The organism is Saccharibacillus endophyticus, from assembly GCF_013185185.1.
GTDB classification, from domain to species: Bacteria; Bacillota; Bacilli; order Paenibacillales; family Paenibacillaceae; genus Saccharibacillus; species Saccharibacillus endophyticus.
On record NZ_JAAZWE010000009.1, the window covers coordinates 36,906 to 51,818 of the forward strand.

Annotated in this window: 8 protein-coding genes; 2 read left to right on the plus strand and 6 right to left on the minus strand. The window is 54.3% G+C overall.

Translation table 11 applies throughout. The features are described from left to right. Window positions 1-105 precede the first annotated feature (105 nt). The 5 genes from HRQ63_RS23815 to uvrB all read right to left on the minus strand — a co-directional run bounded on the left by HRQ63_RS23815 (window position 106) and on the right by uvrB (window position 10,652). Window positions 106-1,737: a PA2928 family protein gene (locus HRQ63_RS23815; protein WP_172247649.1), complete on the minus strand. Its 1,632-nt coding sequence runs from the start codon at window positions 1,735-1,737 to the stop codon at window positions 106-108. A gap of 202 nt (window positions 1,738-1,939) precedes the next feature. After that, a complete protein-coding gene (locus HRQ63_RS23820) occupies window positions 1,940-3,832 on the minus strand; it encodes a stalk domain-containing protein (RefSeq protein ID WP_172247650.1) in 1,893 nt (630 codons plus the stop codon). Between the two features lie 49 nt (window positions 3,833-3,881). Beyond that, on the minus strand, window positions 3,882-4,931 hold the full coding sequence (locus HRQ63_RS23825; protein ID WP_172247651.1) for a S1C family serine protease: 1,050 nt from the start codon (window positions 4,929-4,931) through the stop codon (window positions 3,882-3,884). A gap of 284 nt (window positions 4,932-5,215) precedes the next feature. Beyond that, window positions 5,216-8,092, minus strand: a complete 2,877-nt coding sequence (gene uvrA / locus HRQ63_RS23830; RefSeq protein ID WP_172247652.1) for an excinuclease ABC subunit UvrA — start codon at window positions 8,090-8,092, stop codon at window positions 5,216-5,218. 568 nt (window positions 8,093-8,660) lie between these two features. Then, window positions 8,661-10,652, minus strand: a complete 1,992-nt coding sequence (gene uvrB / locus HRQ63_RS23835) for an excinuclease ABC subunit UvrB (RefSeq protein WP_172247653.1) — start codon at window positions 10,650-10,652, stop codon at window positions 8,661-8,663. Between the two features lie 517 nt (window positions 10,653-11,169). Between uvrB and HRQ63_RS23840 the strand changes: the two genes are divergently transcribed. Both HRQ63_RS23840 and HRQ63_RS23845 read left to right on the plus strand, forming a co-directional pair. Continuing rightward, window positions 11,170-11,946, plus strand: coding sequence for a flagellar motor protein (locus HRQ63_RS23840; RefSeq protein ID WP_172247654.1), 777 nt, complete (start codon window positions 11,170-11,172; stop codon window positions 11,944-11,946). Beyond that, on the plus strand, window positions 11,946-12,767 hold the full coding sequence (locus HRQ63_RS23845) for an OmpA/MotB family protein (protein ID WP_172247655.1): 822 nt from the start codon (window positions 11,946-11,948) through the stop codon (window positions 12,765-12,767). Before HRQ63_RS23840 ends, HRQ63_RS23845 begins: the two co-directional genes overlap by 1 nt. 180 nt (window positions 12,768-12,947) lie before the next feature. On the opposite strand, the gene HRQ63_RS23850 is transcribed toward HRQ63_RS23845, so the two are convergent. Continuing rightward, entirely contained in the window at window positions 12,948-14,777 is a 1,830-nt protein-coding gene (locus tag HRQ63_RS23850) for a methyl-accepting chemotaxis protein (protein ID WP_172247656.1), read from the minus strand. Window positions 14,778-14,913 lie beyond the last annotated feature (136 nt).

A 14,913-nucleotide genomic window follows, 5' to 3' on the forward strand; every position in this document is an offset into this window, starting at 1 on the left:
TTGTAGCAGAGTCGCGTGGGCATTGACAGAGTTTTAGCGTACAAGCGAACAAAAAAAGAGACGCGAGCCGGATGACCCGCACGTCTCTTTTGAAATCAAGCAAAATTAGAACTCCAACTTCCGATCATATCTAAAGTCATATCCCCAACCGCTTCCGTCCTTCAAGGATAAGCTGAACGCGTACGAATTCCTGTCTTCTCCCCTGCCTGTCAATGTCATGCGCTCTCCGGACGGGCTGTAACTTTCGATATCCTTCAAATGCGTGTTGGCCGTCCAAAGCACCTGAGCCTTGTCAATGTCCACGGCGCTGATCAGGAGGTCGGCATCACTGGCCAGGCTGGAATAGTGAGCGACCAGGAATACTTCGCCTTTGCCGGACGCATCCGCGTAATGAAAAGGCGGTACCGGCGTTCCTCCGTTTTGGATCATCAAGGAATACGCAATATGGTCATACAGCGTCTTTTGATCCCGGTAGCTCTTATTGGCGGCATCATATTGATCGCGCTGCGCGTAATAGCTTTCTATCCGTCGATCTTCTTCCGCTTTGTAAGCTTCGTACTCCTCGACAGTCATCCGCGAAGGCCAATCGACGCTCTCCGGGAAGTCCGGCATTCGAGGTTCTTTCTCTATCGACGAATAGTCCGGAAAACCGGACAGCATATACGGATCGTCGGAATCCGCGGTTTCCCGGTTCAAATCGCTAAGAAAGGCTCCGCGCAAAAAGACTTGATCGATCAGCGGCTTCAGATCCTTGACCGCGACCTCTCCGCCTGCCAGCAGCGAACCTGTATAAATACGTCTTCGCATATCTTCGGCTTCGGACGAAGCATTGGGCGAATCCTCCTGGGCAAACGTCCCTTCGCGGAGCTGCTCCGCCGTTTCTTCATTCGCGAAAATATAATAGTTCCCGTCGCCTTTTCCCGATTGAACGATAGATAAACGATCCGAGATATAAACCGTGTCCGAGTCGTCTTCCTTGAAATAATCGGACAACTTGGCACTGGAGACTCCGCCTTCAAGCGTGTCCGGGTCAACCCTGTACAAGCCGCCGTCCAGCCCTTGGAACACGATCTGCTTGCGCTTTTCATCCCAACGGTAGCTTTTCGACTCTTCCGGGAAACGTCCTTCCAGTTCCGTGTTGGACGACTCCATCTTGCGGGCATCGGCCAACTTGGCTCCGTCCGTTTTGTTCAACACAAGCGGACCCGAGCCGTCGAATACCACGATGCGTTCTTCCGTTTGTCCCATCAGGTAAGGAGCGTAAGCGCGGCCGATGCCTGTTTTCCAGATCGTCTCGCCTGTCTTTTCGTTCATCGCGTATACATAAGATTTGCTTGATCCCGACGTTACCCCTCTGTCCATGGAACTCGCGATAAACTTGTCAATGAGCAGAACGGATGTCTGTACCCCTTCGCGTTCATAGGAGAGCGTGCGCGGAGAGATTTCTGCACGGTCCGAACTGCCGAGCGTCAGCGTCAGAATCAAAAACAGAATAACGGGAAAAGCAAGAAACGCCAGACTGCCCACAAACCATTTGAATAACGTTTTTAAAAACGGAGTGCGGGGTGCTTCATCCCGAATATCCCGCGGCTGTGCAATATAGCGTACGATGCGTCGAATCAGCGTAAACAGCGAGAGGGCAAGCAATATGTAAATAACCGTAAGAAATACATTGTGCCAGATCGAGTCGTTGTATCGAAACGCAAACAAAATCTTTTCCAAAAACGTAGCATCCATACCAAAAAAATCTCCTTTCGATATTGCATTTTTCTATCCTTTGCTTACTACGACAAGTAAATCGAAATCGTTTCATCGGGATTTCCGTAAAAAAAAACGACTGGCCGCGGAAATATCGGGCCAATCGTTCCACTTGTACGCGTTCTTTCCTGCTGCCGAACCTTTACCGACCTTTGCTTATTACTCTGCATGATTTCGTAGTTTATTTGGCGGGGAGAAACCGGAAAGATTGAAGCGTACGCTCGATCCCGTTCAACTGCTCGGGCGTCGCTGTTCCCCGATCCAGTTGATAATGAATCCAATAGGTCTTGTCTTGATGGCGGAAGTAGATATCCTCGGCCTGATACAAGTTGCCGTTCGTTTCCGTACCTGCATACGTAATCCGAATGGCCGGAACTCCCGCAATCGTTGTGCGTTTCGGCGTTTCGTAAGTCAGAGTCGGATCATCAAGCTTCAACTCGGTATAATTGCGTACAGCTTGAGCCGCCGAAGCTTCCAAGCCGGTATCGACATTGCTCACGCGGAAAGATCCGCCCGGAATGAAATAACGCATATCCAGTTGTGCGCCGTCCGAAGCCTGCGTGGTCCAATAAGCCGGAGCGGTAAACAGGAAATCCGGCGTGCTTTGCGTCACGTCCAGCTTTTTGTCTTTGAGATAAGAAATTTGTCCAAGCTTCCCGAAGCGCGACGGTACGGCATCGAAGTCAATTTCGATCGAATCGACGATCTTAAGAAACGTCTGCTTATTGTAAGCACCTTCCGGAGCCGAATAACGCAGTACATAGAAGTAGCCTTCGCTCTCCAGCACAAGCCAGTTCCAATAGAAGTCGCCTCCGCCCAGATCATAAACCAAACTTTCGATGATCGCGTCCTGACCCGAAGCTTGCACCGATTCGGTCGTCATCGGCTTTGCGGCTTCCGGGAGGAAAACTTCATTCGTTCGCGCCTGTACGAAGTCATGCCATTTCGCCAGGCTTGCCGCGCCGGAACTTTCCACGCTAACGGCATGCAGCGACAGGGAAGATCCGTCCTTCGACGAATACTCCAACTGTCCGCTGCCTGTCGGAGTCCAGGTTGCCGGCACCTTCAACGTCACGCCATAGTCGGGCGAAGAAGCGGACACATAGCCTGCCTTCACGTTCGACAGATCTTCCGTTTGCATGCCCTGCGTATTAAAGGAAGGACGGAACGAATCCAAGAAATCCGTCCATTGGTCAAACTCGCGATAATCTTCGATCAGCGAGTCTCCCATATAAAGCGAATAGACATGCCCTCCATCATAATAACGGCGGGATTCCCAATAGATGCCGTCAATATCGCGCGCAATGACCTGCGCATAAGGAATCGCTGCATTCGGGAAGGTCTGCCGATCCACAAGCGTCTCTCCCGCGCTCAGCGATTCTTGTTCCAACTGTCCCAGCATATCCGTTACAGACACGTTCGCGTCTTCTTCCCACACATGAATTTGCAGCATGTAGGAACCGTCCAGATCGCCGATCATCGCGGAAAACTCGTCGTCTCCCGGCTGCGCCACCGTATCTGCCGGATAGTCGATCGACCAGTTCGCGTAGCTGCTGCCTACCCGCGCCGTTGCAGGGGCTTCCGCTTCATTTTCGGAAGGTTGCCCGGGAACGCCCGTATCCGACATCAGCGTTACGACAACCGTCCCGGAAGAAAATTTCACTTTGGCTTCCAGCATATCCGTCACCGGACGCATAGGGACCATCAGAGTTCCGTTTTTCATCACCGGTGCTGCCGCAAGAGCAGTCTTCTTCCCGTTAACCCAAGCCGTTTTGCTTCCGATTTTAAACGTAACCGTATGCGAGCCTTGCGATAACCGCACCGTGTCGTCACCTTCCAAACGGCTGCTCGTACCGAATGCCCGCTGGAATACGCCGAGCGGCACCATGGTCATTCCGTTTTGCATATAAGGCTTTTCAATACTCTGCTTCTCGCCGTTGATAAGCGCCGACGTGCTGCCGATCCGCACTTGCAGCGTCAGCGTCGTCTGCCCTGCCGCGAGCGCGGGCACAGCCGTCCCGATCGCAAGCAACAGCACGAACAAAAGCGCTATGCCTCTTTTCGCCAGTCTCACTCGTCTTCCTCCTTTTTCGCTAAGCCTTATCGGCCGACCATGCCCGGATCTACTCGCTTGTCAAAACGACTTTGCGCTCTACGATATCGCCCCCGGATTGCATCAATACGCGTACGGTCTGTCCGGGCGAGTAGGTCTTCATCAGCTCGTTCAGATCGACAAGCGCCGTAATGCGATGCCCGGCCACGCTGTATAAAACATCGCCTTCCTTGATTCCGGCCGCAACCGCTTCATCGGACAGTACTTCACTGACCGTCAACGGATCATCCGAAGGCAGGCCGACCGTAGCAGAGAAGCTTTCTTCGAGACCCAATCCCAGACCTGCACGAATCACTTCGCCTTGTTCGAACAGTTGGTTGACGATGTATTGCACCGTTCCGGCCGGGATGGTAAAGCCTGTATTGTCAATATCGACGGCTGCGAATTTCATCGAGTTGATCCCGACGATTTCGCCGCGCATATTGACCAGAGGGCCGCCGCTGTTTCCCGGATTGATGGTTGCGTCGGTCTGAATCAGTCGATACTCCGCACCCGCCGCACGATTGAGGCCGCTGATAATGCCGAGCGTGGCCGAGTTTCGCAGCGACAACGATACAGGCGTTCCGATCGCGATCACCTGCTCGCCTACCAATGTGTTTTCGCCGGAAGAGACAAAGGTGACCGGCTTAAAACCTGTCACATTAATGCGGATCAATGCAATATCGCTGACCGGATCACTGTAAACTTCACGAACTTTATAGGATTTCCCTTCCGATGTGACGACCTGGATATTCTCCATCTCGTCCACGACATGGGCATTCGTTACGATCCAGCCGTTCGAACGGATAATGACGCCCGAACCGTGCGCCAATTCATATTCGCCCTCGCTGCTCTCGTAGTCGCTCCATTCCTCAGCGTACTCGGAAGGAACTTCACCGATGATCCCGACTACCGAAGGAGACACCTGAGCAATAATTTGAGGCACTGTCTTCGAGGAAATCGTTCCCGACGATTTGGCGGATGCCGCGCTCGCTTCTGCTTGCGGCAAAAAGCCGAAGCCGCCGATTCCGATCGCTCCTGACAGCAGCAGACATGCCGCTTTTGTTCCCGTTTTTCTCATACCGTCGACAACCCTCTTTCTTCGCATGTCCGGAAGCCCGGCGCAATCCATCCAACCTTACCACATCCGGCAAGCAAGCCGCCAGGGAAAAACGACTCGCAGTCGCTTGACCTACACTAAATCCATTTTATTCCATCGCGTTCAAAAAAAGAAGCCCTTCTTATTGTCCGTGTAAAGAGGCTTTTCCGATTCCGCCGGGACAGATGCAAGATACGCGTTGTATGTAAAAAAAGCGGCCGCCAGGCAAAGCGGCCGCTGTTATTCGAATGGATTCTTATTACCTGTTAATCGCCCGAAGGCTGATGATTGGATTCAAGTTCCGCGCGCGTGCGTTGCGTATCCCGTTCCAGTACCGGAGCCAGATAATGACCGGTATACGATCCTTTGACTTTGGCCACTTCTTCCGGCGTGCCGGTTGCTACGACGTCACCGCCGCCGCTTCCGCCTTCCGGTCCCATATCGATCAGATAATCCGCCGTTTTGATCACGTCCAGATTATGCTCGATCACCAATACCGTATCTCCGGATTCGACCAGACGATGCAATACGCTCAGCAGACGGTCGATATCGTCGACATGCAGGCCCGTTGTCGGCTCGTCGAGAATATAGATCGTTTTGCCCGTGCTGCGACGGTGCAGCTCGGATGCCAACTTCACGCGCTGCGCTTCGCCGCCCGACAGCGTCGTTGCGGGTTGTCCCATTTTCACGTAGCCGAGACCCACGTCCAGCAGCGTTTGCAGTTTGCGGCTGATCTTCGGCACGTTTTGGAAAAACTCGACCGCGTCTTCGATCGTCATCTCCAGCACGTCGGCGATGTTTTTGTTTTTATATTTGACTTCCAGCGTTTCGCGATTATATCGCTTGCCTTTGCAGACCTCGCACGGCACGTAAATGTCGGGCAGGAAGTGCATTTCGATCTTGATAATGCCGTCGCCTTTGCAGGCTTCGCAGCGGCCGCCTTTCGTATTGAAGCTGAAGCGCCCTTTTTGGTACCCGCGTACCTTTGCCTCATTCGTGGTTGCGAACAAATCACGGATGTTATCGAAAACGCCGGTGTACGTCGCCGGGTTCGAGCGCGGAGTACGGCCGATCGGCGATTGGTCGACGTCGACCACTTTGTCGACATGCTCCAGGCCGCGGATTTCTTTGTGCTTGCCCGGCTTCACGCGAGCGCGGTTCAGGTCGCGCGCCAGCGCTTTATGCAGCACGCCGTTGACGAGCGACGATTTGCCGGAGCCGGATACGCCCGTTACCGCGGAGAACAATCCGATCGGAATTTTGACGTTCACGTTGTTCAGGTTGTTTTCTTTCGCGCCGCGAATCTCCAACCAACGCTCGCCCGGTTGGCGGCGTTCGAGCGGAACCTGGATAAAGCGGCGGCCGCTCAAATATTGTCCGGTCAGCGAATCCGGATTATCCATGACTTCCTGCGGCGTGCCTTCGGCGATGACCTGACCGCCGTGCACGCCGGCGCCCGGGCCGATATCGATGATATAGTCGCAGGCCATCATTGTATCTTCGTCGTGTTCGACCACGATCAGCGTGTTGCCCAAGTCCCGCATATGCAGCAGCGTCTTGATCAAACGATCGTTGTCGCGCTGGTGCAGACCGATACTCGGCTCGTCCAGAATGTACAGCACGCCCATCAGGCTGGAGCCGATTTGCGTCGCCAAACGAATCCGCTGCGCTTCGCCGCCCGACAGCGTTCCGGCCGCGCGGCTGAGCGTCAGGTACGTCAGGCCGACGTTTTCGAGGAAACCGAGACGACTGCATACTTCTTTCAGGATCAGGTTCGCGATCGAACGTTCTTTTTCGGACAGCTCAAGCGCGTTGAAGAATTCGGTCGCTTTCGAGATCGACAAATCCGTCACGTGCGAGATATTGACTCCGCCTACCGTTACGGCCAGAATTTCGCGCTTCAGGCGCTGCCCTTTGCAGGTACCGCAAGGCTTGGTGCCCATAAAACCTTCGATATACTCGCGCATGCTGTCCGAAGACGTATCGCGGTAGCGGCGCTCCAGGTTCGGAATGATGCCCTCGAACGCGACCGTGACTTCCTTGCTGCGGCCGAAGTCGCCTTCATAACGGAATTTGATCTTTTGACCGTCGGTTCCGTACAGGATTTTGTTTTTATGGTCGTTCGTCAGTTCCGATACCGGAACGTTCGTCGGAATCCCGTAGTGCTCGCACATCGCGGCCAGGAACTGCGGATAGTAATTGGACAAACCGCCGCTCCACGCCGTGAACGCGCCGTCTTCGATCGATTTGCGCTCATCCGGCACCAGCAGCTCGGGATCGACGACCATTTTGACGCCAAGACCGTCACAGTCCGGGCAGGCGCCGAACGGGCTGTTGAACGAGAACATGCGCGGCGCAAGTTCTTCCATGCTGAATCCGCAGATCGGGCAGGCGAAGTTCGAGCTGAAACGCAGCTCTTCCTGACCGATGATATCGACCAACAGCTGACCGCCGGACAACTTCAGCGCCGTCTCGATCGAATCGGCCAAGCGGGTCTGCACGTCGTCTTTGATGACGATCCGGTCGACGACGACCTCGATCGTGTGCTTTTTGTTTTTCTCCAGCTCGATGCTTTCCGACAAATCGCGCAGCTCGCCGTCGACGCGCACGCGGACGAAGCCCTGCTTGGACACTTCGGTGAACAGGCTTTTATGCTCGCCCTTTTTGCCGGAAATGACCGGAGCCAGAATTTGCAGTCGCGTCTTCTCCGGGAACTGCATGATCCGGTCTACCATCTGCTCGACGGTCTGCGAAGTAATTTCGACGCCGTGATCCGGACAGTGCGGCTTGCCGATCCGCGCGAACAGCAAACGCAGGTAGTCGTAAATCTCCGTAACCGTACCTACCGTCGAACGCGGGTTGCGGCTGGTCGTCTTCTGGTCGATCGAGATGGCCGGGGACAATCCGTCGATCGAGTCGACGTCCGGCTTTTCCATCTGGCCGAGGAACTGACGCGCGTACGCCGACAACGATTCGACATAACGGCGCTGTCCTTCGGCGTAGATCGTATCGAACGCAAGCGAGGACTTACCCGAGCCGCTAAGGCCCGTCAGGACGACGAAACGATCCCGAGGGATCGTCACGTCAATGTTTTTCAAGTTGTGTGCTCTGGCACCTTTGATCACGATATTTTCGCTTGCCACCGGCCTCAACCTCCACATCTATTTGTTGGTGTTCGACTTATTTGATTTCGAAAAAACTTCTGCGGCGAGGATCGTTGAGCGTGTACGTTGGGAGACGCTGCGGGTCCGGTAGGTTCCTTACGATCGCGTGTTGAATTCGGATTTTTCGATTAACCTTTTATAAGGTGAAAATCCGAATTCAAAGGCGAGCGCTCCGCTTCTTCAGGAACCCACCTCCCCCTCCGCTCCTGCCCGCCGTCCGCCCACGATCGCCGCAGATCTTTTCTTTTAGGGAAGTCGTTTTTGGGTCGTTCGTTTTGTAGAGCTTTTGTTTTTTGTTTTGATCTTTTTATTATAAAAATCACCTGACCGAGCGTAAGCAATGGTCCGGTTGTCGAAGAAGGTCCTTTTCGCCGCGCAGCGGCGGGCGGAGGGAGGGATTGAGTGAAAGACGCCTTTGAACTCGGAAAACTTCCTTATTTAAATTCAATCCAGTTTTCCGGGTGAGACAGCGTCTTGAACCAATCCCTCCCGCAGCCCTCCCCGCCACCAGCGAACAGGAACTTCTCCGACAGCATGCCCTAGACCATTACTCGGCGCGAAGCTCAAGCAGCGCGTCGCGCAGTTCGGCCGCCCGCTCGAAGTTGAGATTTTTGGCCGCTTCCTTCATTTCTTTCTCGATTCGAACCGCCATCTTCTCGCGTTCCTTCTTCGTCATTTTGCCTTCGGCGCCCGACAAGAAGTCGGAGCTTGCGTCGGCGGCCTTCGTGGCTTCGATTACGTCGCGAACCTTTTTCTTGATCGTCTGCGGCGTGATGCCGTGCTGCTCGTTGTACGCGATCTGGATCTCGCGGCGGCGTTCGGTTTCCTTCATCGCTTTGTCCATGGAGTCGGTGATCTTGTCCGCGTAAAGAATGACTCGGCCTTCGGAGTTCCGCGCGGCGCGGCCGATAGTCTGGATCAGCGAGCGCTCGGAACGCAGGAAGCCTTCTTTGTCCGCGTCCAGAATGGTCACGAGCGAGACTTCCGGCAGGTCGAGCCCTTCCCGCAGCAAGTTGATGCCGACCAGGACGTGGAAGACGCCAAGGCGCAGGTCGCGCAGGATGGCGATCCGTTCCAAGGTCTTGATATCCGAGTGCAGATAGCGGACCTTGATGCCGACTTCCTTTAGATAATCGGTCAAATCTTCGGACATCTTCTTGGTCAATGTCGTAACCAAGACGCGCTCGTCCTTTTCGATCCGATCCCGGATCTCGCCGATCAGGTCATCGATCTGGCCTTCCGTCTTGCGGACGTCGATGATCGGATCAAGCAGGCCGGTCGGACGGATGATCTGCTCGACCATCGTGCTGCAATGCTCCATCTCGTAAGGTCCCGGCGTTGCCGATACGTAGATAAGCTGATTGGCTTTGTCTTCGAACTCCTCGAACTTCAGCGGACGGTTGTCCAAAGCCGAAGGAAGGCGGAACCCGTAATCGACGAGAACGTTTTTGCGCGCCTGGTCGCCGTTGTACATAGCCCGGATCTGCGGCAGCGTCACGTGCGATTCGTCAATGACGATAAGCAGGTCGTCCGGGAAGTAGTCCATCAGCGTGTACGGCGTAGCGCCGCGTTCGCGGAAGGTCAACGGTCCGGAATAGTTCTCTATGCCGGAGCAGAAGCCGACTTCCTTCATCATCTCGATATCGTAGCGCGTGCGCTGCTCCAACCGCTGCGCTTCAAGCAATTTGCCCTGCTCCTTGAATACCGCAAGACGTTCTTCCAACTCCCGCTCGATGTTCGTGATGGCAATCCGCATCTTCTCTTCTCTCGTGACAAAGTGGGAAGCCGGGAAGATCGCGATATGGTCGCGTTCGCCCGTAATTTCGCCGGTCAACACGTTGATCTCGCTGATCCGCTCGATCTCGTCGCCGAACAACTCGATGCGCACGGCATGCTCTTCTCGCGAAGCCGGGAAGATCTCGACCACGTCGCCGCGCACGCGGAACGTACCGCGAACGAAGTTGATATCGTTGCGTTGGTATTGAATGTCGACCAGACGGGACAAAATATCCTGACGCGACTTCTCCATGCCTACGCGCAGCGAAAGCAGCAGATTTCCGTATTCTTCCGGCGAACCGAGGCCGTAAATGCAGGACACGCTCGCCACGATTACCACGTCGCGGCGTTCGAACAGCGAACTTGTCGCGGAGTGGCGCAGCCGATCGATTTCTTCATTGATACTGGAGTCCTTTTCGATGTACGTGTCCGAAGAAGGAACGTACGCTTCCGGCTGGAAATAATCATAGTAGCTGACGAAGTAATCGACGGAGTTGTTCGGCAGAAACTCTTTGAACTCGCTTGCCAGCTGTGCCGCAAGTGTTTTGTTATGGGCAATGACGAGCGTCGGACGATTAAGCTTCGAAATCGTCTGCGCGATCGTGAACGTCTTCCCCGTGCCTGTCGCGCCGAGCAGCGTCTGATGCTTTTTGCCTGCTTGTACGCCTTCAACCAACTGTTCGATCGCCTTTGGCTGGTCACCTTGAGGCGAAAATTCCGAGACAATCTCGAACGCCTTGTTACTGATTACAATATCGCTCATTGGCCCTATTTCACCCTCATCGTTTGAAGTGATAGTATTTGTAGCAGAGAATACGAAAAAAACCGACGTATCGCTTTCGTTTGACACGCCGTCGGGATGCTTTATATTGTACATAACCACTTTTTCGCGCGGAGAACGAAGCATCAAAAACGTCACCGTACTCCAAAGTCGCGAAAATGCCTATTCCGCGGGCTTTTTTCGGCCCTTTTGGGGACTCGCAAAAAAAACGGCAATGCTTTTACGAGGCGAATAACACCTTGGACCAAAGCCTGCCGATACGCAAAACCGAGGCGGGGTCATCGTTTTACGCGAAGGACGATACCTCTGAATTTTGAGGAAAACAACGCCTTAAATTGACGAAAAGGATTCACTCTTCGCCCGTTCAAACCTTCCGCAATAAGAATGCGTGTTCCCGTTAAGTATACTCTTTTTCTTTATACGATGCAATTATTTATGAAAATGTACAAGACCCTTTCAACCCTTATTTTAAGCTTTTGCCGCAGAGAGGAACGAACGCATGGATATCACTACGATTATCGGAATCATTGTCGGTTTTGCCGCGCTGATCGGAGGTTTTTTGTGGGAGGGCGGACAAGCCGGCGGCTTGCTGCAAGGCGCTGCCGCATTGATCGTATTCGGCGGAACGGCAGCTGCCGTCGCGATCAGTTTTCCGTGGAAACGGCTTCGCACCCTGCCCGAAGCGCTGAAATTAGCGTTCGCTCCGCAGCCGACGAACGCCGGGCAGCTGATCGACGATCTGGCGGATATGGCTTATACCGCGCGCCGCTCGGGCATGCTCGCCTTAGAGAAAACGGCAGAAAGCCACGAGAATCCTTTTATGCGCGAAGGCCTCGGCCTGATCGTCGACGGAGGTGATCAACCGCTCATTCGACGGATTCTTGAACTGGAGATCGATAAGAGGCAGGAACGATTCGACGGGTACGCCAAAATGTTCGAGTCCGCGGGCGGTTACGCGCCTACGATGGGGATTATCGGAACGGTGATGGGGCTGATCCGCGTACTCGGCAGCTTGGCGGAGCCGGCCAATCTCGGCTCTTCCATCGCAGTCGCCTTTATCGCTACCCTGTACGGGGTGGCCAGCGCCAACTTGATTTTCCTGCCGATCGCATCCAAAATCCGCGCACGCGGAGAAGAGGAGGTCCAAGTGATGGAAATGATGCTGGAAGGCTTGCTTGCCGTTCAGAACGCGGAAAACCCGAACCTGGTCCGCAAAAAACTGGCGACCTATCTGGATGACTATCAGGATGAAAAACCGGTTGGGGCGGGTCTGTGATGAGCAGACGCCGCCGCGCAAAAAAGGAAGGCCCTTCCCATCAGCAGGAACGTTGGCTGATTACGTACGCCGATTTGCTGACGCTGCTGCTGATCTTTTTTGTCATCATGTACGGAGTGAGTTCGGTCGATTCGGAAAAATATGCCGCCGTCTCTTCCTCCCTGCAAACGACGTTTCAAGCCGGAAACAATATCCTGGACGGCGGTCCGAAGATCACGGGGGAGAACGGACAGCAGCTTCCCGGCAGCGAAGGCGACGACGAAGGACAAGCGGCAGAAGACCCGAACGAACCGGCGCAGGAAGAACCGACCGAACGCGAACTGCAATTCCGGGAACAAGAACGGCAGCTCGCGAGCTTCCTGCAAACGATCAACTCGTATATTGCGGACAACGGTCTGGAGGATCAGATCTTCGTCGCCGACAAACCACAGGGGATCTCGATCACGCTCAGCGACCGCTTCCTGTTCGATGTCGGCCGGGCCGATCTGAAAAGCGGCGCATCCGGCATTTTGGATCGGTTATCCAGTCTGTTCGGCACGGTTGACGCGACGATCAGCATCGAGGGCCATACGGATAACCAGCCGATTACGGGCGGACGTTATGCCGACAACTGGGAGCTGTCCGGCGACCGGGCCTTATCCGTGCTTCGTTACTTTATCGACGTGCGCGGCCTTGATGCTTCCCAGTTCCAATATGCCGGTTATGCGGACACGCGTCCGGTAGGCGACAACTCGACGGCCCAAGGCCGCCAACAGAACCGGCGCGTCGAGATCACGGTGCTGCGGCAGCTGCAATCGGATGCGGTTGGATCGACACCCTGAACGGATAATGGATCTGACCGACGTATAGCTAAAAAATCCTGCGGGAGATCATGAGATCTTCTCGCAGGATTTTTCGATTGAGCAGAGCATTTTCGACCTCGTTCAGCGCGCTAGTACCATGACTGCTTAAGAGGCTAGGTTACGTCCCTCGCAAACCTTAAATTGAATGCGGTCAAGGTATTAGGCCACCGTGTTCAAATTCTGTTCGTCTTTGCTTTCTTCGGATGACGCATGGGCGGTTTCGTTCTCGATCGTTTCCGATTCGGAAGTCTTTACGGGAGTCTCGGCCTCCGCTTCGTCTGTGCTCTCCAAGGTAAAACGAGTCAACGTCTCTTGAAGTTCTTCCGCCAACCGGGACAGGAAACGCGCGGAGCCTTGGACTTCTTCCATCGTGGACAACTGCTCTTCGCCAGCGGCGCTGACTTCTTCGATTCCGGCCGCGCCTTCTTGGGCAATAGAGCTTACATCCCGCATCGCGTCGGCAATTTGCGACGTCTGCGTCATCAGAAGATTGATCAGTTCGCCCGATTCGCCCGTCTCTTGACGAACTTCGGCAACGGAACTGCGGATGCGACCAAACACCTCGGAAATTTCGCGGCCGCTCTCGACCCCAAGCTTGGCGCGATCGGCGCCTTCATTCAGCGAACGAACAGCTGCTTCCGATTCCTCCTGAATAGCTGTAATGATCTCGCTGATGGTGCGCGTCGAATCCGCTGCGCTTTCGGCAAGTTTGCGGATCTCTTGAGCCACGACCGCGAAGCCTCTGCCGGCTTCTCCGGCCCGCGCCGCTTCGATCGAAGCATTCAACGACAACAGATTGGTTTGCCGGGCAACCTGATCGATTAATACCGCGGCGGCCCCGATCTCTTCCGAGCGTTGACGCAAGCCGGTGACGACCTCAAGCGCGTGCGCAACGCTGCGATCGATCTCGCTCATCCGCCCGATTGTCTTTCTCACTTCCTCGCTACCCAGTTCTGCCGCCGTATTGGCCGCTTCGACCGACTCCGCAATCTCTTCGCCGTTTTTGCCGAGGCGACGCATATTGCCCTCCATTTCGTCAACGAAGCCGCTTACGCCGCCGATCGTCTTCGCTTGCGTTTCGAAGCCGGACGATAACTCGGAGGAAGACGTCGCGATATGGCCGGCGGCTCCTGTCGTCTGTTCAGCGCTCGCAGCCAGTTGCTCCGAAGAAGCGGACAAGGTTACCGCACTTTCGTCGATGCGTCGAATCAGATCGCGCAGTCCGTCAATCATGCGATTAAAAGACCGGGTAACCTGTCCGATCTCATCGCGATACAGATAAGTTCCCTGCACGCTCAAATCCCCGTTCTCGGCGCGCTGCATCATCTTCTGCATTTCGCGCAGCGGAGAGGAAACCAAGCGAGAGATCAACAATCCTCCGCCTACAATCAACAAAATCCCGACTCCGATACAGATAATAATCAAAATCGTAGACGTTTTCGCCAATTCCAGCGAGGAAGCATTATTGCTTTGCGCTTCGCGCAGCAATTGAGAGCTTAGCTTATTCACGACCAGATTGACCTGCTCGCGAATCGGTTGCAATTCCTCTTGGAACATGGCGTACGCCTGTTCACCTTCGTTGCGCGTCGCCAAATCGACAATGCGCGAACGAACGTTAAAGTAATCCGGCGTTAACGTATTGTATTCATTATAGAGCGCCTTGGCGGCCGGGCTCAGGGCGATCTGTTCCAGTTCCGAATATGCCATCGCGTTACGAGCCGTACGGTCGCTGACGCTCAAAGATAAGTTCTGGGTCGCCGTGTAGTCCGAATTGAGCATCATTTCCATCACATAGGCTTCAATCGCGCTATTATTGGAACTCACCTGCCCGATCGCATTCAGCGATCTCAAATTGTTCTGATACATATTCTCCGACGTCTGCGCCATCTGCTTCATCGTCGAATATCCGGTATAACCCACCGCCAACAGCATGACTCCGGACAGCAGAGTCAGCAATAAAATCTTCGTTTTGACTTTGAAGTTTCTCATGGGGTTCATCGCCTCCTCAACTAGTCTTAAAGTCTCATTCCTGTTTAGGTTTCTTCATTCTATCAGCTTCTCGTAAAATCTGTGCATGAATTTTATGAATAAAGGTCCTATTTTTATGACATTTTTTAAAGAGAGC